The sequence below is a fragment of the Pelolinea submarina genome (assembly GCF_003966975.1).
GTDB classification, from domain to species: domain Bacteria; phylum Chloroflexota; class Anaerolineae; order Anaerolineales; family Anaerolineaceae; genus Pelolinea; species Pelolinea submarina.
On record NZ_AP018437.1, the window covers coordinates 1,971,375 to 1,990,669 of the forward strand.

Genomic DNA, 19,295 nt, shown 5'->3' on the forward strand with positions numbered 1-19,295 from the left:
AACTTTTATTATATACGGAAAAGATTGTGAGAAGTTTTCGAGCGGCTTGAATAAAGCAAAGATTGCTATAATTCAAAGCATGGATGAAAATTACACATTTCCCGATTATGAACAGCTTAAGAAGGATATCCATTATCACAATTACCGCTATCACGTGATGGATGATCCGGTCATCAGTGATTATGAATTCGATCAGTTATTGCTCAGTCTGCGTGCCATAGAAGCGCTTCATCCGGACTGGATTACACCGGATTCACCCACACAACGCAGCGGGGCACCACCGGCTGAACGTTTTGAGAAAGTGCGCCATCCGGCGCCCATCCTGAGCCTGGCGAACGCCTTTTCCGAAGACGACATCCGTACCTGGTATGAGCGTATAGCCAAAATAGACGAACGCGTACGCCAGAGCAGCTTTGTGCTGGAACCCAAAATCGACGGCCTGACAGTGGTGCTGCATTACCATAATGGCGTGTTCGTACAAGGCGCAACACGCGGGGACGGGGAAGTGGGCGAGGATATCACTGCCAATCTACGCACCATCCTGTCCATCCCGCTCAAAATACCTGTGGAAGCTGGTGATGTTGAAGTACCGGAAGTACTGGTCGTGCGCGCTGAAGCATTCATCATGCTGAAGGATTTCGAACGCTTGAATCAGGAACTGGCCGAAAAAGGCGAAAAGATTTATCAGAATCCGCGGAACACTGCGGCCGGTTCTTTGCGGCAGTTGGATTCGGCGCTGGTGGCCCAACGTCCGCTGACCATTCTCAGCTATGCCATCGTGATTAACAACCCCAGGGACTCGCAGTGGGAGACGCTGGAGTATTTGAAACGTTTGGGCTTTCCGGTTTCGGATTATTCGCAGCGCTGTGAAAATCTGGAGGAAATGATAGCCTGCACCCGAGGCTGGCTGGAGAAACGCGAGAAAATTCCCTTCGATATCGATGGGGTGGTGATCAAGCTGGATGACCTGCGTTTGGCGGATGAACTGGGCTTTGTAGGTAAAGACCCGCGAGGATCCATTGCGCTGAAGTTTCCGGCTCAGGAAGTGACTACCAAACTAAACGATATCGGAGTAAACGTGGGCCGCACCGGCGTGCTGACCCCTTATGCCATCCTCGAACCGGTGGAAATCGGCGGTGTAACAGTCAAACAGGCTACGCTGCATAATTTTGATTATATTGAGGAGAAGGATATTCGCGTGGGCGATCGCGTACTGGTCAAACGGGCCGGGGAAGTGATTCCCTACATCATCGGACCAATCACAGATGCGCGCAACGGGGATGAGAAGCCTTACGAAATGCCGAAAGAATGCCCGGTTTGCCATCAACCGGTTGAGAACATTGAGGGCGAGGTGGCCTGGTATTGCATCAACAGCTCCTGCCCGGCGCAGATTATTCGCAACATAGAGCATTACGTCTCGCGCGGAGCTATGGACATTGTCGGATTGGGTATCAAGATTGTGGAACAGCTGGTCGATGCCGGATTGGTCAACGATGTGGCCGACCTGTACATGCTGAAACGCGATGCGTTGTTGGCGCTGGAAGGATTCAAAGACAAGAAAGCCGATAATCTACTGGAAGCCATTGAGGCTTCCAAAACGCAGACACTGGGACGGCTGATCACAGCCCTGGGTATCCGCGGCATCGGTGAGATCGCGGCTGAGGATTTGGGACGGCGCTTCGACGATTTAGATGCTTTGGCGCAAGCCGGTACATCAGACTTGGAAGCCATCGAAGGTTTTGGACCAAACATGGCTAAGGCTATTACAGATTGGTTTTCTATTCAGAAAAACCAGGAAACGGTCCGTAAGTTGAAAGCGGCCGGAGTATGGCCGGTGCGCAGTGAGGCTGAGCAGACCGCGCCGCAGACTTTGGCCGGTAAGAAATTCGTGGTGACCGGCAGCCTGGTGGATTTCACACGCGAGGATATAAAGGTTTATATCAGCCAGCACGGCGGTAAAGTATCCGACAGCGTCAGCAAACAGACCGATTACCTCGTGGTGGGTGAGAACGCCGGCTCCAAATTGGACAAAGCGCGAGACCTGGGAGTCACCATCCTTACAGAAGCCCAACTTAAAAGCCTGGCAGAAAGAGAAGAATGACAGATAAACTGATTTTGAAACCAGGGCGGGATAAGTCGCTCAAGCGGCGCCACCCCTGGGTATTTTCTGGCGCAGTGGGAAGTGTGGAGGGTGAGCCGGGATTAGGCGATACTGTAGACGTGTTTTCCGCGCAGGGAGAGCGATTGGGCTGCGCGGCTTACAGCCCGCAGTCGTCCATCCGTGCGCGCATGTGGGCGTTTGGGGAAGAAGATTGCAGCGATATGGCTTCATTTTTAACTGATAAAATGCGCATAGCCATTTATAAAAGAGTCCATAATAATTTATTTAATACGCATAATAATGGATTACGGTTAATTCACGCCGAATCAGACGGACTACCCGGTTTGGTAGTCGACCAATACGACAACTGGCTGACTGCCCAATTTCTGACGGCCGGCGCGGAGAAATGGAAGCCGCTTATTGTGGATGCCCTGGCGGAGATCACCGGACTAGGCAATATCTACGAACGCTCGGACGCGGACGTGCGCGCGCTGGAAGGGCTTCAGGAAATAACCGGACTGCTTAAGGGGGAAACGCCCCCCGGCGAAGTGATCGTCACTGAGAATGACCTGAAATATGGCGTAGACATTCAAAAGGGACACAAGACAGGCTTTTACCTGGATCAGCGCGATAACCGCCAAGTTGTGGCTGCTTATGCCAGAGACAAGCGCGTACTGAACTGCTTTTCATACACCGGCGGCTTTGCCGTCTCCTGTTTGGCCAACGGCGCTTCCCAGGTGGTATCGATTGACTCCTCAGCGGATGTGCTGGAGCTGGGCAAACGCAACCTGGAATTGAACGAGCTGCCGGTGGACAAAGCCGAATGGTTGTGTGCGGACGTCTTTCACGAACTGCGCGCCATGCGCGACCGGCGCGAATCCTTCGACCTGATCATCCTGGACCCGCCCAAATTCGCGCCTACCGTAGGCCAGGTGCGGGCAGCCGCGCGCGGCTACAAGGACATCAACCTCCTGGCCTTCAAGCTGCTCAATCCGGGCGGCATCCTGGCGACTTTCTCCTGCTCGGGCGGCGTGGACCGCGCACTGTTCCAGAAGATCGTAGCGGACGCGGCTCTGGATGCAGGCGTGGAGGCGCAGATCGTGCGCCAACTTTCGCAAGCGCCTGACCATCCCATTGCCCTGAACTTCCCGGAAGGGGAGTACCTTAAGGGGTTGATCTGCCAAATTAATTAGATGAGCAGAGTTGACTGAGCCTGTCGAAGGCAACTCTGTCTTTTTAACACCTTGGTTTTCCGGGTCAAATCTGTTGTTAGAATGTTGTTTAATTTAATATGTAATATAAAAAAATAGGGTACCCTGAGCTTGTCTAAGGGTACCCTTAAATTTACTAGACTATTGAGATATTAATTCCGTCTGCGGCCACCGCTGAAAAGCATAACGTAGTACAACAGGGTGGAGAGCGCCTGCACGGCACCGGCCACATAGGTCAGCGCGGCGGCATCCAACACACTGTTGACACCGGCCATCTCACTTTGATAGACGATACCTGATGTGGAAAGCATTTCCTTGGCACGGCGTGAGGCATCCACTTCCACCGGAATGGTCACCAGGGCGAACAGGGCTGTGGCGGCAAACAGGATAAGGCCAACCAGGGCCAGGTTGGAGCTGTTGAAGAACCACCCAACCATGAAGATGATCGGGCCCAACCAGCTGCCTAATTGCACGGAGGGCACCATCAGCGAGCGCAGTTTGAGCGGGCCGTAGCCGTCGGCATGCTGTAAGGCGTGCCCGGCTTCATGCGCAGCCACACCGGCTGCGGCCACGCTGGGCGTGGCGTAAACGGACTGGCTCAGGTTGAGCACCTTGGTGCGCGGATCATAGTTGTCGCTTAAATTACCGCGAACTTGCTGGATCTGCACGTCCCGCAAGCCTTTGGCGTCCAGCACCGCACGCGCGACTTCCGCGCCGGTCATACCGTTGCTGGTGCGCACTTTGGAATATTTATTGAAAGCCCCTTTGACCTTGGCCTGGGCGTACAAGCCCAGAATCAGGGCGGGCAAACTGATCAAGATATATAAACCATAACCACCGAAGTACATTCTGACTCCTTATTTTCTACCTAATTTTCACAATTATTATACGATTGGCGGGGCATTTGGTTGTAATAAATTTATAAAAAAGCTATCAATATTAAGTTAAATAATTAGTGTCCCTGGGGGGACTCGAACTCCCGCTTCTAGCTCCGGAGGCTAGCGCTCTATCCACTGAGCTACAGGGACACACGTTTCTGATTTTACCACGGGGAGGGGGATTTGGTTTGGTGTTATCAAGATAGAGAATGTTGACCTGTGAAGTTCAGCCCCTCTCCGGCTCTCCCTATTTCGACGAAGTCGAAATAGGGAGAGAGTTAAGTTATTAAATATCTGTGTTTATCTATGTCCATCTGTGGTTAGATGATTTTAAATCCAGTCGAGTCGAGATCTTTCATGCTTCGCACTCAGGATGACTAGCGAGGGGGAATCCGTCAAAGACTCATGATTTACTCTAATAGGAATTATTCGGATTATCTGTGTGAATCAAATTTAAGAGAAAAGGTTATAAATATCTGTGTTCATCTGTGGTTAAAATAGGCGTTTACCCAGAATTTACACATTTGCGCATATATTTTTATTAAATACGTGTACAATAAAGGGCGATTTTGTACAGGATAAACAATGCGTATCTTCTTCGTCAGACACGGACAATCGGAAAACAACGCCCTGTGGGCGCGCACACAGTCGCGCCAGGGTCGTATGGCCGACCCGGTGATCACCGACCTGGGCCGCCGCCAACTGACCTATACCGCCCAGTTCCTGGATTTTTGCCTGACGGGCGATATCAGCGCGACCAATGACCCTTCCTGCTGCACGATGGAATCCGGCGTGGTGTACCTGTTTTGCAGCCTGATGGAACGCTCGGTGCAGTCGGCCGAGATCATCGCGGAACGACTGAACCTGCCGCTGATGGCCGACCTGGATATTCATGAGAACGGCGGCATCTACAATCACCATCCCGAGACGGAAGAACCTTTAGGCGAGAGCGGCAAAACGCGCGCTTATTACGAATGCAATTATCCTGACCTGATCCTGCCTAAAGAAATGAATGACATGGGCTGGTGGAACCGGCCATTTGAAAAGCGCGAAGATTCGACCCTGCGCGCGCAGCGCGTACTGCAAACCCTACATGAACGCCACGGGCACAGCGGCGATACTATCATCCTGGTCAGCCATGGGGGTTTTTATAACTACTTCCTCAGCGCTGTCTTGGGTGTGGCGCGGCCGGAACACGTCTGGTTCGAACTCTTCAATGGGGCAGTCACGCTGATCCAATATGAGGACGACAGCGCCAATATTATGTACTGCAACCGTTACAATTTCATCCCCAGCGATTTGGTTTCATAAATTTCCCCAACGACAACCAATCTATTTCTATGCGTCTTTCAACGCATCCTTAAGTGCTTCAACCGGTTCCAGGTTGTTCAGAATGGGTTTGTAGTCCAAATTAGCAAACTGCGGGCAATCCAGGTAAGCTTTCAGGTGTTTGCGGAAAGTGAAAGAGGCTTTTTCCGCGCCAAAAAAGGCAGCCATCGCATTCCAATGGCGCTGAATTACAGCCAGAATTTCCTCTTTTGGTAATTCGGTTTTCTCTACACGGGAAAACAGCCAGGGATTACCCAACGCTGCGCGTCCAATCATGACGGCGTCGCAGCCGGTTTCGGAAAACATTTTGTCAATTTCTGCCACCGAAGTAATATCCCCGTTGCCGATCACCGGAATACCCGCGCGCTGCTTGATCTCACGGATGGGCCTCCAATCGCTGGGCACAGACCAATTCTGTTTACGGGTGCGCCCGTGTACAGCCAGCGCAGCCGCGCCGTGTTTTTCCAACAATTCGGCTACTTCCAGGTAATTGCGATGCTCTTCGTCGTACCCGATACGAATCTTAGCGGTGATGGGAATGTCGATCTCGGCTTTCAACAGGTGAAAGGTTTCCTCGAGGAGCTGCGGCTGGGCCAACATCCCGGCGCCCGCGCCGCGCCCGGCCACGCGCCGCACGGAGCAGCCCAGGTTGATATCAAAGAAATCGGGTTGATCGGCTAGCAGTAATTTGGCAGCCGTGAGGAATTGCTCCGGCTGGCTGCCGTAGAGCTGAAAACCGACCGGCCGTTCCATTGGAGAAAAGGCAATGCGGCGATCGAGGTTGTTCAGGCGCGCGGGCACATCCATTACGTTGATGAATTCGGTGTAAGTGACAGCCGAACCCATTTCGCGGAAGAGCGCGCGGGTAGGCTGGTCGCAAATGCCGTCCATAGGCGCCAGGATCAGGTCGCCGTGCACAGGAATTGACCCGATATGGAAAACGGGCTGGGAGGGCTGCTTATCCATCAAAAGATACTAAGAACGCAGGGTTTTGACCTGGTTGGCGATAGCCTTTAGGTGCGCAGGTGAAGTGCCGCAGCAGCCGCCAATGATGCGCGCGCCGGCATCCACCCAACTTTGTACCCGGGAGGACATGATTTCAGGGGTGACATCGTAAACCGGATGACCTTCCTCATCTAATTGAGGCAGCCCGGCGTTGGGCTTGAACCAGATGGGCAGGTCAGTGGCGTCCGCCAGTTCTTTCAATGCGTTAAGGTTATCATCCAGGCTCTTGCCACAGTTGATACCCAAAGAGGTCAATCCCAGACCGGTCATTTGTTTAGCGAACTGGCTGGGCGAAACACCCATCATGGTGCGTGTGCCGCGGTCAAAGGAAAAGGAAACAATTAAAGGCAGTTCGCTGACGGCCTGCACACCGCGCACGGCGGCGCCAACCTCGGCCAAATCAAACTGGGTTTCGATAATCAGTAGATCCACACCGGCCTTGCTGAGCAGTTCCGCCTGCTCCTGATAAAACCGTTGGGCATCGGCTTCATCCAACAATCCCAAAGGTTTGAGCATCTGCCCCAGCGGGCCCAGAGAACCACCTACCAGCGCGCCGGTTTTCTCGGCGGCGGTTTTAGCCAGGCTGACGGCAGCTTGATTGACTGCCTGAAAATGGCTGGCCAGTCCGTTGGCTTCCAGCCGCGGCATGGAAGCGCCGAAGGTGCAGGTCAGGATGATATCCGAACCGGCTTTCAGAAAATCGTCGTGCAAACCCAAAATGCCGTCCGGGTTGGAGAGTACCCAGTATTCCGCGGCGGTGCCCTGCGGCAGGCCGCGCTGCATCAGGTTGGTGCCGGTGGCGCCATCCGAGATCAGATAGCGTTTCTCATCCAGTAGTTTCAAAAAGGCTTCTTTTTTCATGGCAATATCCTTATCTTTTAAAACAGGTACAACTTGGTCAGGCCAAACAGGAATCCACCCAGAATGATCCAAATGGCATCTACTTTATAGCGGAACAGCAGGAACAGCGAAAAAGCGGTCAACAGAGCGGTAGGGATGTCAATGATGGCTGCCTGGTAAATACCAAAAGTAGTGTGGGCGATTAATGCAACTGCGCTGGCGGTGACGCCTTTGAGGAAATATTGCACCAGCGGGATGCGGCTGATCTTGGGCAGATACTTGCCGGTCAAGATGACGATCATAAACGAGGGGATGTACATTCCCAGGGATGCTACCAACGCACCCGGCAGCCCGGCGATGACGTAACCGGCGAAGGTAGCCGTGGATGAAATGGGGCCGGGGGTGATCTGGCCGGCAGCCACAGCATCCAACATCTGCTGGTAGGTCAGCCAATGGTATTGGTTGACTACCTGGCGCTGCATGAAGGCTATCAACACGTAAGTGCTGCCAAACAACAACGCGCCGACTTTCAGGAAGAACAATCCCAATTGCAGCAGCTGGTTCCTGGCGGCGCTGACTAGGCTCAATTTGGCCTGATACAAGCTGGTGAAGCCCAAAAAGAGAGGCATAAAATTGGTGACGGGTTTGGAATAAAACAGCATTGCCAATAAGCCGCTGCCGAAGATGAGCGGCACTTCGTCCACACCCAGGAAAGCAGCCAGCAGGCTCAAGCCGCCAATGATGAGCGTCTTGTAATCCGTGAAGGCCGATTTCCCCAAGCGCAGAAAGGCAGTGGTCAGAATGGCGGCAACCACCGGGTTGATGCCCTGGAATAGGCTGGTCACTTCGGGCAAGTTGCCGAATTTGACGTAAATGATGCCCAAAATAAGGCTGAGTGTTGCACCCGGCAGGACGAAACTCAGCCCGCCGACCAGCAAACCGGGCAGCCCGGCACAGATATAGCCCAGATGGGCTGACATTTCGGTGGCGTTGGGGCCGGGCACGATGTTGGTGGCAGCCAGCATTTCCATGAAATATTGTGAAGAAACCCATTTGCGTTTATGAACGGCTTCTTCCTCCATCATGCCAATCGTAACGGCGGGACCACCGAATCCGATGGTCCCGATTTTGAAGAAGAATGCTGCCAGTTCCAGTAGCGATGCTTTTTTTGCGGGTGAAACTTGTTCCATCCTACTTGAGACCGGCCTTGAATTTTTCCGGTGTGATGGGCAGATCGCGATACCAGACACCGGTGGCGTTGTGCAGCGCACTCACCATGGAGGGTGCTGTGCCGTCCACGGATAATTCAGCGATGGATTTAGCGCCGTAAGGGCCGCTGGGCTCATCGGTCTGCACAAAGATCACATCCAACGGAGGCAATTCATCCGATTTAAACATCTTGTAACTGGCGAAGTCATCATTGGTGATGTGGCCTTCTTCATCATAGTAAGTATCTTCCATCATGGTAAAGCCCAGCGCCTGCGCCAGACCGCCTTCCACCTGCCCGGCGGCTGTGAGCGGGTTGATCACGCGCCCGCAGTCCACAATCATCAACATACGTTCGACCTCGATCTCACCGGTCTCGGTATTGACCTTGACCTCGGAGAACTGCGCGCCGGTAGGCGGCGGGCTGACATAGCTGACGTGTGATTCGGTTGCCATAATCTGGTGCTGATCAAGGTTATGCAGGCTGCTCAAGCCGACTTCCTGCAATGTAACGGCGCTTTCATCGGGGGCGATGACAGTACGGTCCAGGATGGTCAACTCCTCGGGGTTATCCCATTTGAGCATCTTGGCGGCTTGTTCCAGGATCTGGCCGCGTACATTCTTGGCGGCTTTCACAACTGCGCCGCCGCTGATGTAGGTGGTCGAGCTGGCGTAAGCACCCTTGTCAAAGGGGGTGAAATCCGTATCTGAGGAATACACGATCATATCCTCGATGGGTACACCCAATTGCTCGGCGGCCATTTGTGCCAGAATGGTATCGGAACCGGTACCCAGATCGGTGGCGCCGATCAACAGGTTGAAGGAGCCGTCGTCGTTCATCTTGATGGTGGCGGCAGCCATATCCAGGCCGGCAATACCGCTGCCGTGGATCATGACAGCCATGCCGATGCCGCGTTTGACCGGTCCGCTCTGGTTCTTATACAGTTCACGTTTCTTATAAAAATCGGTGGCTTCCAAACCAACCTTGACGCACTCATCCAGCGCGCTGGTGGCCATAGCTTGATCGTAGCCCTCGCGGCCTTCGCCCAGTTTGCGGGCCATGTGCATGTTTTCGCCCAGTTTGAGCCAGTTCTTTTTCTTGAACGCCACCACGTCCAGGTTGAGCTTTTCGGCGATTTCTTCCATCAAAGCCTCAACGGCAAATTGTTCCTGCATGGCGCCGTAGCCGCGATACGCGCCGGCCGGCGGGGTGGTGGTGTAGACTACGTCGCAGATAAAGCGCGAGTTGGGGGCGTTATAAAGCGTCAAGCCTTTGAAACCGCCCACCATGTTGACGGTCAGGCCGTGCGTGCCGTAAGCGCCGGTATCGCCAATCAAACGCAGCTCATTGGCAACCAACATTTCATCTTTGATGCCGAGCTTATAGTGAATGATCTGGCGATGGCGCGAGCGTCCGCTGGTGAATTCCTGGCTGCGGGTGTATTCCATGCGCACCGGCTTACCGGTGGCGATGGTCAGGTGCGCGCATAAGTCTTCCAGCAGGACTTCCTGCTTGCCGCCGAAACCGCCGCCGATGCGGGGTTTGACCACGCGGATGTCCTTGATGGGTAAACCAATCAGGGGCGCGATGATGCGGCGCACGTGGAAGGGCACCTGGGTGCTGGTGCGCACCACCAGGCGGCTGTCCTCATCAAAGTAGGTGATGCAGACGTGCGGTTCCATCTGGCCGTGCTGCTGTTTGGGAGTTTTGAATTCGCCCTCAAAAACATGGTCGCAAGCCGCGAATGTACCATCCACGTCGCCCACTTCGGCTTCGATGTGATGCACGATGTTGTGTTTGGCGTCGAAAATACCTTCCGTATCGCTTTCATCGTGAATGACCGGAGCGCCGTCTTCCATTGCCGCCCGCATATCCAGGACGGGTTCGAGCACTTCGTAATCCACCTTAATTAATTCCAGCGCCTTTTCGGCAATTTCCAGCGTATCCGCGGCCACGATGGCCACACGGTCACCGACGTGCCGTACTTTGTTGTCCAATGAAACCTGATCGTGCGGCAGGGGCTGCGGATAGCTTTGGCCGCCGGTGGCATATTTGATGCGCGGGATATCTTTATAAGTAATCACGGCGCGCACGCCCGGCAGCGCTTTGGCCGCGCTGGTGTCGATGTCGCGAATGCGCGCGTGTGCGTGCGGGCTGGTCAGCAGCGTGCCGAACAGCATGCCTTCCGGCTGGACGTCATCGGTGAAGGCCGGCTTGCCGGTTACCAGCTTGACGCCGTCTACTTTCTGGCTGGGCTTGCCGACTTCCACCAGTTTGGGCATTTTTTCAGGGGTGATCACCAGCGGAAGCAGCGGTGCTTTGTTGCCGTCTTTGCGGTAATAGGCAGCGGGCAGCTTCACTTCGCTGATGTCTTTTGAATAGAAATATTCCGAAGGAACGTAGGGCGGCAGGCTCTCGCCGCGCATGCTGGCGGCAGCGCGCAGCACCGCGTCCACGATGCGCACGTAGCCGGTGCAGCGGCATAACACACCCGACAGGGCTTTGCGCACATCCGCGGGTTGGGGATTTTTGTTCTTATCCAGGAACGCTTTGGCCGTCAGCAGTTGGGCTGGGGTGCAGAAACCGCACTGGATGGCGCCGGTTTCCAAAAATGCCTTCTGCAGCGGGTGCAGGTTGTGCTCATTCCCTAACGATTCCAACGTCTCCACGCTTTTACCGTCCATGCTCTGCATGAAGAGCAGGCAGGATTTGGCGGGAACGCCGTTCACCAGCACGGTGCACATTCCGCAGTCGCCTTCACGGCAGCCGTTTTTGACGCTCTTAAAACCGGTTTTGCGCAGGAAATCCAACAGGTTTTGCTTGGGCGGCACGGAATAGGACTGGGTTTGGCCGTTAATAGTGAGGGAAACTTGGATGAGTTCAGACTGAGGGATTTTATCCATCGCTTTTTACGCTCCTTGGAATAGGCTAAATAAAAACAAGTGCAACTTTAACATCCTGATTTGATTTTACTATAATCAGATTGTCAGACAAAGGAATCTTAAGAAAGTGAGAGAAGTCCTGTAAATCAGGTGATTTTAGGTAACCAAAAAGGAATCGTCAGGCACATTCCTTTGCGTTGATAAATGCTCCTAAGGCGCCGCAAAACGCCATGATCGTGAAAACGCCCGCGATGATAGCGCCTTGAATGTACCCATCTCGGATGGCGGTATAAACCCGATAGCCACAAAAAGCGCCGATCAGTAAAGCGATGATGCCGCCGAAGATGTATTTACCGCGGTCACTTGGGATGCGGCTGATGATGAAAGCGATCAGCATGCTGACTGCTGTGACGATTACGATTGTGCCAAGTTGATGGGTTGTTCCGATGATCATTTGTTTTACCCCTCTCAGGCGAAGATTATGGTTGAGAAATCACAAATCAAGGGAGAATTTTAATCCAAATGGGTTTGGTTGGACTTCAATTGGTTCAGTTCAGTCGGGCATTCGTCATCGAGGATATCGACGGTCGTTGGATCGTTTTTGGGATCAAAGAAAGCTGAAGGTCAGCACTCCTTGGCATTGGCAAAAGCACCGATCGTAACGAAAAATGCCAGTATTGAGAAAAAGACAGCAATAAAAGCGCCTTGAATATCGCTATCCCGTATAGCGGTATAGACCCGATAAGCACAAAGCACTCCGACCAGCAACGCGATGATACCGCTAAGGATGAATTTACCGCGGTCGCTGGGGACGCGGCTGATGACGAAGGCGATCAACATGCCTGCTGCCGTAACGATCGCGATCGTGCCGAGTTGACTGGTTGTGCCGATGATCATTTGTTTTCCCTCTCTCAGGCGAAAGTATTGGGTGCTAATATATAAATCTACAGAATATTTTAATCCAATTGAGTTTTACCGGATAATAACTGAATTAACTCGGATTCTCGGGTGAGAAAATCCGGCGAGGTAATTTCCCATTGTTGATCCGGCCTGCCTTCTATCTCTGCAAGGATACTGGCCGGTCTTGCGGAAAGCAACACGATCCTGTCCGCCAGATAGAGCGCTTCCTTGGGGTCGTGCGTGACGCATAACAAACCAAAGGGATTTTCCTGCCAGTGTTGGTTAAGGCTCTCCATCAAGCGCATCTTGATGCCCAGGTCGAGCGAATGGAAGGCCTCATCCAGGATGAGCAGGTCGGGTTGGGTGATGAGAGCGCGCGCCAGGTTGACGCGCTGGCGCATGCCGCCGCTCAGGTCGGCGGGCGGGTAATCGGCGAAATCCGCCATTTCCACGCTACGCAGGGCTTCTTTGTAATCCCCCGCGGGATTCACAAACAACAGGTTGTTCTTTACGCTGCGCCAGGGGATCAGGCGTGGCTCCTGAAAAACGAACGCGTTACGTTGGGCGTGGTTTTCCACGGTTCCGCTGGTGGGCGTTTCCAGCCCGGCCAGGATCTTCAGCAGGGTGGTCTTGCCCGCGCCGGATGGCCCTAACAGGGCCACGCGTTCACCCGGAGCGATGGCCAGGTTGATATCGCGCAACACCTCCAACTCATCGAAGGATTTGCATAAATTGGTGGTTTTCAGGAGTGTTTCCATGCGTGTCGGAACCTCCTTAAAACGAATTTGATTAGTGCTTCAGAAAGCAACCCCAACAGCACGGCGCCCAGAGTCAGCGCCCACACAGAGGGAATATCCACATTCATGCGCGCGGTCAGGATAGCTTCGCCCAGGCCGTCACCGCCGCACAGGTATTCCGACACCAATGTGACCTTCCAGGCCTGCCCAATGCTGACATCCAGGATGGCCGCGATGAAAGGCAGCAGCGATCCCAGGTGGATCTCACGCACCACTTTCTTCCAGGGCACCTGGTATAGCTTTGCCATTTCCAGCAGGTCTTTATCCAGGTCGTGCACGCCGGCTACAGTGGTCAGGACGGCCACCGGGAAGAGCGACAGGAATGAGATGAAGACCGGCCCGCGCCAGCCGATGCCCCAGGTGAAGATCACCAGCGAGAGCCAGGAAATGACCGGGACTGCCTGAACCACCATGACCAGCGGTCGCAGCAGATTGTAAGCGGCGTCTGAAAGGCCCAACAGCAGCCCCAGCGGCAGGCCCAGCAGAATAGCCAGCGCCAGCGCCAACAGCACTTTCCAAAGGGTCTGGCCGGCCGCCAGCAGCATGTCAGGTGTGGTGAAATTGTGGAAAAGGATAAGAAGGGTTTCTGACGGGGCGGGTATCAGGATGCTGCGATTCAGCCCTAAAGCAGCCAGCTGCCAGAGCAGGATAAGTATCGCGATGCCCGCCAAAATCCGCCAGAAATTTTTCATTAACGCGCGAAGAAATCATCCTCCGGAATTTGTTTGATACCTTCAGGATAAGCTGCCTGCATGGTTTGCAGGAAATTCAGCACGTCCTCTTTTACTTCGGAAGCGGGCACGTATTCGAACTTGATACGCTCCAGGGCGCTCTGCATAATGGCTTCCGGAAGCGGCAGGACTTCCGCGCTGGCCTGTATGGCTTCCGCCGGGTTTTCATTCGCCCATGTAGTGGATGCGCTCAGAGCATTAATGACCGCGTCAACGATATCCGCATGGCTTTCCAGATAGGAGCGTTTGACGAACAATCCGGCAATCGGGATGCCGTTCTGCGCGCCGCTGACCTCAGACCAGTAATCCTGGTAATCCAGCACGATGGAGCCGTTTCCAGCAGCCAATGCCTGGGTAACGAATGGTTCCGGCAGAGCGGCGTAATCCAACTTGCCTTCCTGGAACAACGCAACAATTTCCGCAGCGGGAGCGTAAGCAAACGTAACCTGCTCATCAGGGGTGATGCCGGCTTCGGTCAAGGCGTAACGCGTCAGCACGTCCACCGTCTGGCCTTTGGATTCGGGCGTGTAAATGGTCTTCCCGATTAACGAATCCCAGCCGTCAAAGGTCTGGCCATCGGCGGCAACCAGATAGAAAACTTTCCATTCATGCACACCCAACAGAGCCAGGTCAAGGCCGGCCGCGTTCATATTAACCGCGGTGGTGATGGGCAATACGGCAAATTGGGCTGTGTCATTAGATAACAACCCGATGGCTTCGTCGCCGGTTTTCCAGTATTGTATGGAGACAGGTACGCTGCTTTCTACAGCACCGCCTTCAAGGCCGGCTAACGGAATGACAATCGGCCCGACAGGGTTGATGAGTGTAACACCCTCAGCAGCCGTGTTTTCCGCGCCGGGTGCAGCCTGTGCGCAGCCAGTCAAGCTGGCAAGCAGAATCAAAACAAGCAGCATTAAATAACGAAAATGATGGTTAAACATTTTAAAAAATCCTTAGAGCGATTAGTTTGTATATTTACTGCGCGCAGTATAAGTTGTGTGCAGTAATTGGTGACTCAGGTGGCCGCAGGGGCCATCTGTAAGGAAATCATTGTAGAGCTGTATTATAGCCGGATTCTCGTGTGATTTGCGCACCGAATAGGCGTGGTCTTCCGCATAAATAGCTTTAGCGCGCGCCGCGCGAATGTCCGCGCTGGTGGGAATAGGCTGTCCGCCGCCGCCCAGGCAGCCGCCCGGGCAGGCCATGAATTCGATGAAGTGATAGGAAGCCAGTTCGCCGCCGGCTTTGATATTTTCCAGTACCTTGCGGGCATTGGCTGTACCGTGGGCAATAGCTACTTTGAGTGTCGCGCCTGCCAGCCAATCAAAACTGGGCAGCACGCCCTGCAGCAGCTCCGGCACGGGACCCGCTTTCGGCAGGGTGATTTCAGCGGTGCGTACACCTTCCATGCCGCGCATAGGTTGGATGTCTGCGTGCGAGAAGTAATTTTCAACCGGATCGCCGGTGACCAATTCGATGACGGTGCGCAGGGCTGACTCCATCACACCGCCGGTTGCGCCGAAGATCACGCCGGAACCGGTGGCGGAGCCGAAGGGATCGTCAAAGTCGGATTTCTCCAGATTGGGCAGGTCAATGCCCTGGCGTTTGAACAGGTCCGCCATTTCCACAGTGGTCATAGCGTAATCCACATCCTGGAAGCCGCTGCTGTCCATCTCGGGGCGATTGCACTCGAATTTCTTGGCGGTGCAAGGCATCAGGGCTACCGTAACGATGTCCTTGGGGTCAATACCCGCCAGTTTGGCGTAATGGGTTTTAATAATGGCGCCGAACATTTGCTGGGGAGATTTGGCGCTGGACATATTGGGAATGTATTCGGGGTAAAAGTGTTCCAGGAATTTGACCCAGCCGGGCGAACAGGAGGTGAACTGCGGGAAGACAGCCTGATCATCTTTCAAGACCAGCGCGTGATACAGGCGGCTCAATAATTCGGTGCCTTCCTCCAAAATTGTCAGGTCGGCACTGAAATTGGTGTCGAAGACCTTATCGAACCCGACTTGCCGCAGAGCCGTATTCAGCTCGAAGGTCAACGCGGTGCCGGGTTCGATATCAAAGCACTCCGCGATGGCTGCGCGCGGGGCCGGTGCGGTCTGGATCACCACGTGTTTGCGGGGATCGGCTATAGCAGCCAGAATATCTTCGCTGGAATCGTTGGTATGCAGCGCGGCGGTCGGGCAGCGGTCCACGCACTGGCCGCAATTAATACAAACCGATTCGCCCAGCGGCATGTCCATGAAGGTCGTGATGCGCGTGCTTTCCCCATGCCCGCTCACTTCCAGGCAGCCGATGCCCTGCATTTCCTGGCAGACTTGTACACAGCGGCGGCACAGGATGCACTTGTTCATATCGCGCACGATGGAGTAACTGGAATGGTCAACTTCGAATTCGTTTTCTTTTTTATCCAGATGCAGAGGCGAATAACCGTATTTGGCCAATGCCTGTAATTCGCAATTGCCGCTGCGGGCGCAATTGTTGAAATCCCAATAGCCGCAGTGCTTGGAAAAGAGCAGGTCGATGACGTTCTCACGCGCGCGAATGACTTTGAGCGTATTGGTCCTAACCCGGATGGGTTCGGTGATATGGAAATCACAGGAGGTCTGCAATTGTGGCATGCCTTCCACTTCCACCACACATACGCGGCACGCGCTGTTGTGCTCCAGGTCAGGGTGTGAACACAGGCTCGGAATGAAAATGCCCAATTGTTCTGCGGCTGCGTGAATGGTGGTGCCCTGCGGAACACGCAGGGGTTGGTTATCAATGACAATGTCAATCAGGGTTTGCGATTGGCAGTCCGGAGTATTCCCTCCAGTGGATTCCATGATGGTGGTGTTAGTCGGGTTCATAAGTTCCTCATTCTTTTCGATCTTCACGCACGGCTGCTGCGTTTTTTCTGTTCCATGATGTCCAGTATGCTGAGATAGGCATTGGGCGCGCATTGGCCCAGACTGCACTTGGAGGTCAACTGGATGGTTTCGGCCAGTGAACGCAATTCACTCAGCGAAGTTTGCTTCTTTACACTCTTGGGTACCGGCTGCAGCGATTTCAGCAGAACCGGGATGCCATTGCGGCAGGGGGTGCATTGACCACAGGAAGCGTCGTGGAAATAGCGCAGAATATCACGCGCTGCTTCCGGCAGGTCTGTTTCCGGGCCGTAGACTATGATTGATGCGGTTTGCGCAAGCGCATCCTTTGCGATGGGGCGGTTGAAATCCTCTGCCAAAGTGAGCCCGGCGGACAGACCTCCGACTTGCACGGCATAGGCATCTTCAGCGCCGACGCGCTTCAGCAAATCAGCAATAGTTGTGCCGTCCCGGATTTCGTAAATACCGGATTGAGTACAGTCACCGGAGATTGAAATAATCGCTGGTGTCTGCGCAATTTGGCCATCCAGATCCTGGATCGGCACGAAAGCATCGGCGGCAATGGACACAGCTTTCAGGAAGTAATCCACCGGCCGGATCAGGTAAGACTGCGTTCCGGGTTGGAGTGCTGCCTCGTATTCCGGACGGAATCCGTTCAACATGGCAGTCAACGCACTGGGCTCACGCCCAACGTAATCACCCATGCCCACCAGCAGCTCGACGTCAAAATCGAAATTATCCAAGCCCAGAACGTTTTCTCCCAAAACCTTGCGGCTTCTGAATTGCTCCAGGTGCTGGTTTAGCAGCGACTGCATATAGCCGTAACGTTTGGGCAGATAAATCAATCCTTTGGGGATACCGGTGAGGTAGGCTGAGATGAGCATACCCTCCAGGGTCAGTTCAATGTATTCCGACAGAAGCGCGCGGCTCTTGAACGCCAACGGTTCGCCCTCATCCACGTTGCACACAATCATGCTCTGATCGGGTTTCAGGGTTGGACGCGGCGTATTCCGCATAACAGTGTTTATGGCCTGGCCCTGCTTCAAACCGGAAAAAGCCATTGGCTCGATCCAGGTATAAGGCAGCGCAAAATTGGGGAAATAAATCTGGTTGCCGTATGAAGCTACAATTTCATCCAAATCCTGCGGTTTAACGCGTGTGTAGATGACATCGTTAACCAGCAATACAGGCGCCTGGTTGGGATAGCCGGGGCAGGCAGACCAGTTTAGCGAGATGTCACCCTCTTCCGTGACATTCCCGAATGCGATTTGGAATCTATTTTGGAGCGCTTGAGCCAATTCTTTGACTTTGGGCTTTTCAAACCAATAGGCATGACAGAGTCGGATGTCGATCTGCGTACCGCGCCGGTAGGGACTGCTTTGATAAAAAGACAACAGGCTGAATATTTCCACCGGGGGAATATCCAGCTGTTCAGCCAGAAATTGGATAGCGGGTTTAACGTCCTGCGGATTGGCCGTTTGCAGGAGGGGAAGGATGAAGGGCAGTGCAGTACGAACACAGCCGTAATTGTCCAGTTTTTGGGTGATTTCCTGAACCAGTAAGTGATTGGGTTTTGAATCCATGAATTGAGTACCTCTCTTGTCTTGACGAATTGCTGAGAACAGCAAAGAATACGAATCCTCTTATTCTTTTAGATTGTAAAACTAAACGGCAGAATTATAGTACATAAATAGCAATTGCAATATATTGCATTATTATATCTATTATCTTTTGCGAAAGAAAACTATAGGGGAGATTAAGAAAGAAGCCGCTTTGGAAAATAAGGGAAGTGGCTCTCAATATAATAAAAAAATCCGGATTTCTCCGGATTTATGGCGGGAGCGACGGGATTCGAACCCGCGGTCTCGGCCTTGACAGGGCCGCATGTTAAACCACTACACCACGCCCCCGCGGGATTGACAGTTTAACATGACTTATAGGCTACGTCAAGCCAAAATGAAGATTTGCTTAGACTGAATAATCTTAAAAAATGTTTTCATAAAAAACGTCCCGTTTGTGCAAACGGGACGTATGGATGATACAAGAAAAAATATGCAGAGAACTAATTTAAACCGGTGATCCATTCCTCGTGGTCTCTTTCCCACGGGAAGATGTCCTCTTCTTTAAACCAATGCTTGATCTCCGCTTCTGCGGATTCAACCGAGTCCGAGGCATGGATGAGGTTGCGGCTGGTCAGTATGGACAGGTCGTGGCGGATAGTGCCGGGAGCGGCTTCTGTTGGGTTGGTGGCGCCTACCGTCTGGCGCACGGCCTTGATGGCATCGGACCCTTCCCACACCATGGCAACCAGCGGGGCGGCGGTAATGTATTTTACCAAACCATTAAAGAATGGTTTGCCTTTATGCGCGGCGTAATGCTCTTCCGCAAATTCTTTAGTGATGTGGCGAAACTCCATTGCCACCAGTTTGAGGCCGCGATTTTCCAATCGAGAGATAATTTCTCCGATTAACCCGCGATGAACACCATCCGGTTTGATAAGAACCAGCGTGCGTTGACAATTGATCATGATAACCC

Annotated in this window: 16 protein-coding genes and 2 tRNA genes; 3 read left to right on the forward strand and 15 right to left on the reverse strand. The window is 53.4% G+C overall.

What is annotated here, in order from left to right:
• The first annotated feature begins 79 nt into the window (after nucleotides 1-79).
• Nucleotides 80-2,101 (forward strand): NAD-dependent DNA ligase LigA, encoded by a 2,022-nt coding sequence (gene ligA, locus Pelsub_RS08680; protein ID WP_116225004.1) that lies wholly within the window; start codon nucleotides 80-82, stop codon nucleotides 2,099-2,101.
• Entirely contained in the window at nucleotides 2,098-3,294 is a 1,197-nt protein-coding gene (locus Pelsub_RS08685) for a class I SAM-dependent rRNA methyltransferase (protein ID WP_116224123.1), read from the forward strand. Before ligA ends, Pelsub_RS08685 begins: the two co-directional genes overlap by 4 nt.
• A 170-nt stretch (nucleotides 3,295-3,464) precedes the next feature.
• Here Pelsub_RS08685 and Pelsub_RS08690 read toward each other — a convergent pair whose 3' ends face one another.
• Nucleotides 3,465-4,160 carry a zinc metallopeptidase gene (locus tag Pelsub_RS08690; RefSeq protein ID WP_116224122.1) on the reverse strand — a complete coding sequence of 232 codons (696 nt, stop codon included), beginning with the start codon at nucleotides 4,158-4,160 and terminating at the stop codon, nucleotides 3,465-3,467.
• Between the two features lie 108 nt (nucleotides 4,161-4,268).
• Nucleotides 4,269-4,340, reverse strand: a tRNA-Arg gene (locus Pelsub_RS08695).
• A 435-nt stretch (nucleotides 4,341-4,775) separates the two neighbouring features.
• Between Pelsub_RS08695 and Pelsub_RS08700 the strand changes: the two genes are divergently transcribed.
• Nucleotides 4,776-5,501: a histidine phosphatase family protein gene (locus tag Pelsub_RS08700; RefSeq protein ID WP_116224121.1), complete on the forward strand. Its 726-nt coding sequence runs from the start codon at nucleotides 4,776-4,778 to the stop codon at nucleotides 5,499-5,501.
• 27 nt (nucleotides 5,502-5,528) lie between these two features.
• Here the strand turns inward: Pelsub_RS08700 and Pelsub_RS08705 are convergent, their stop codons facing one another.
• The 13 genes from Pelsub_RS08705 to ndk all read right to left on the reverse strand — a co-directional run bounded on the left by Pelsub_RS08705 (nucleotide 5,529) and on the right by ndk (nucleotide 19,287).
• A complete protein-coding gene (locus Pelsub_RS08705; RefSeq protein WP_116224120.1) occupies nucleotides 5,529-6,485 on the reverse strand; it encodes a tRNA dihydrouridine synthase in 957 nt (318 codons plus the stop codon).
• A gap of 9 nt (nucleotides 6,486-6,494) precedes the next feature.
• Nucleotides 6,495-7,385 carry a homocysteine S-methyltransferase family protein gene (locus Pelsub_RS08710; RefSeq protein WP_116224119.1) on the reverse strand — a complete coding sequence of 297 codons (891 nt, stop codon included), beginning with the start codon at nucleotides 7,383-7,385 and terminating at the stop codon, nucleotides 6,495-6,497.
• A gap of 17 nt (nucleotides 7,386-7,402) precedes the next feature.
• Nucleotides 7,403-8,554, reverse strand: coding sequence for a chromate efflux transporter (gene chrA, locus Pelsub_RS08715; RefSeq protein ID WP_116224118.1), 1,152 nt, complete (start codon nucleotides 8,552-8,554; stop codon nucleotides 7,403-7,405).
• A gap of 1 nt (nucleotide 8,555) precedes the next feature.
• Nucleotides 8,556-11,474 carry a molybdopterin-dependent oxidoreductase gene (locus Pelsub_RS08720; RefSeq protein ID WP_116224117.1) on the reverse strand — a complete coding sequence of 973 codons (2,919 nt, stop codon included), beginning with the start codon at nucleotides 11,472-11,474 and terminating at the stop codon, nucleotides 8,556-8,558.
• Nucleotides 11,475-11,631: 157 nt separating this feature from the next.
• Nucleotides 11,632-11,907, reverse strand: coding sequence for a hypothetical protein (locus tag Pelsub_RS08725; RefSeq protein WP_116224116.1), 276 nt, complete (start codon nucleotides 11,905-11,907; stop codon nucleotides 11,632-11,634).
• Nucleotides 11,908-12,077: 170 nt separating this feature from the next.
• The gene (locus Pelsub_RS08730; RefSeq protein ID WP_116224115.1) at nucleotides 12,078-12,350 is read right to left on the reverse strand and encodes a hypothetical protein; all 273 of its coding nucleotides are present in this window, start codon (nucleotides 12,348-12,350) and stop codon (nucleotides 12,078-12,080) included.
• A gap of 59 nt (nucleotides 12,351-12,409) precedes the next feature.
• Nucleotides 12,410-13,111 carry an ABC transporter ATP-binding protein gene (locus Pelsub_RS08735; RefSeq protein WP_116224114.1) on the reverse strand — a complete coding sequence of 234 codons (702 nt, stop codon included), beginning with the start codon at nucleotides 13,109-13,111 and terminating at the stop codon, nucleotides 12,410-12,412.
• Nucleotides 13,096-13,842, reverse strand: a complete 747-nt coding sequence (locus Pelsub_RS08740; protein ID WP_116224113.1) for an ABC transporter permease — start codon at nucleotides 13,840-13,842, stop codon at nucleotides 13,096-13,098. The genes Pelsub_RS08735 and Pelsub_RS08740 overlap by 16 nt, the downstream gene beginning before the upstream one ends.
• Nucleotides 13,842-14,822: an ABC transporter substrate-binding protein gene (locus Pelsub_RS08745; RefSeq protein ID WP_116224112.1), complete on the reverse strand. Its 981-nt coding sequence runs from the start codon at nucleotides 14,820-14,822 to the stop codon at nucleotides 13,842-13,844. Before Pelsub_RS08745 ends, Pelsub_RS08740 begins: the two co-directional genes overlap by 1 nt.
• Nucleotides 14,823-14,843: 21 nt before the next feature.
• On the reverse strand, nucleotides 14,844-16,742 hold the full coding sequence (locus Pelsub_RS08750) for a [FeFe] hydrogenase, group A (protein WP_198418328.1): 1,899 nt from the start codon (nucleotides 16,740-16,742) through the stop codon (nucleotides 14,844-14,846).
• A 23-nt stretch (nucleotides 16,743-16,765) separates the two neighbouring features.
• Nucleotides 16,766-18,343, reverse strand: coding sequence for an NADH-ubiquinone oxidoreductase-F iron-sulfur binding region domain-containing protein (locus Pelsub_RS08755; protein ID WP_116224111.1), 1,578 nt, complete (start codon nucleotides 18,341-18,343; stop codon nucleotides 16,766-16,768).
• Between the two features lie 250 nt (nucleotides 18,344-18,593).
• Nucleotides 18,594-18,670, reverse strand: a tRNA-Asp gene (locus tag Pelsub_RS08760).
• Nucleotides 18,671-18,822: 152 nt separating this feature from the next.
• Nucleotides 18,823-19,287 carry a nucleoside-diphosphate kinase gene (gene ndk, locus Pelsub_RS08765; RefSeq protein WP_116224110.1) on the reverse strand — a complete coding sequence of 155 codons (465 nt, stop codon included), beginning with the start codon at nucleotides 19,285-19,287 and terminating at the stop codon, nucleotides 18,823-18,825.
• Nucleotides 19,288-19,295: the final 8 nt, after the last annotated feature.

Excerpts from the sequence above, each read along its gene's own strand:
- ligA (WP_116225004.1), top strand. The coding sequence starts at position 80 with ATGGATGAAAATTACACATTTCCCGATTATGAACAGCTTAAGAAGGAT.
- Pelsub_RS08755 (WP_116224111.1), bottom strand. The coding sequence starts at position 18,343 with ATGGATTCAAAACCCAATCACTTACTGGTTCAGGAAATCACCCAAAAA.
- Pelsub_RS08735 (WP_116224114.1), bottom strand. The coding sequence starts at position 13,111 with ATGGAAACACTCCTGAAAACCACCAATTTATGCAAATCCTTCGATGAG.
- Pelsub_RS08720 (WP_116224117.1), bottom strand. The coding sequence starts at position 11,474 with ATGGATAAAATCCCTCAGTCTGAACTCATCCAAGTTTCCCTCACTATT.
- Pelsub_RS08700 (WP_116224121.1), top strand. The coding sequence starts at position 4,776 with ATGCGTATCTTCTTCGTCAGACACGGACAATCGGAAAACAACGCCCTG.
- ndk (WP_116224110.1), bottom strand. The coding sequence starts at position 19,287 with ATGATCAATTGTCAACGCACGCTGGTTCTTATCAAACCGGATGGTGTT.
- chrA (WP_116224118.1), bottom strand. The coding sequence starts at position 8,554 with ATGGAACAAGTTTCACCCGCAAAAAAAGCATCGCTACTGGAACTGGCA.
- Pelsub_RS08685 (WP_116224123.1), top strand. The coding sequence starts at position 2,098 with ATGACAGATAAACTGATTTTGAAACCAGGGCGGGATAAGTCGCTCAAG.
- Pelsub_RS08740 (WP_116224113.1), bottom strand. The coding sequence starts at position 13,842 with ATGAAAAATTTCTGGCGGATTTTGGCGGGCATCGCGATACTTATCCTG.
- Pelsub_RS08710 (WP_116224119.1), bottom strand. The coding sequence starts at position 7,385 with ATGAAAAAAGAAGCCTTTTTGAAACTACTGGATGAGAAACGCTATCTG.
- Pelsub_RS08750 (WP_198418328.1), bottom strand. The coding sequence starts at position 16,742 with ATGAACCCGACTAACACCACCATCATGGAATCCACTGGAGGGAATACT.
- Pelsub_RS08690 (WP_116224122.1), bottom strand. The coding sequence starts at position 4,160 with ATGTACTTCGGTGGTTATGGTTTATATATCTTGATCAGTTTGCCCGCC.
- Pelsub_RS08745 (WP_116224112.1), bottom strand. The coding sequence starts at position 14,822 with ATGTTTAACCATCATTTTCGTTATTTAATGCTGCTTGTTTTGATTCTG.
- Pelsub_RS08725 (WP_116224116.1), bottom strand. The coding sequence starts at position 11,907 with ATGATCATCGGAACAACCCATCAACTTGGCACAATCGTAATCGTCACA.
- Pelsub_RS08705 (WP_116224120.1), bottom strand. The coding sequence starts at position 6,485 with ATGGATAAGCAGCCCTCCCAGCCCGTTTTCCATATCGGGTCAATTCCT.
- Pelsub_RS08730 (WP_116224115.1), bottom strand. The coding sequence starts at position 12,350 with ATGATCATCGGCACAACCAGTCAACTCGGCACGATCGCGATCGTTACG.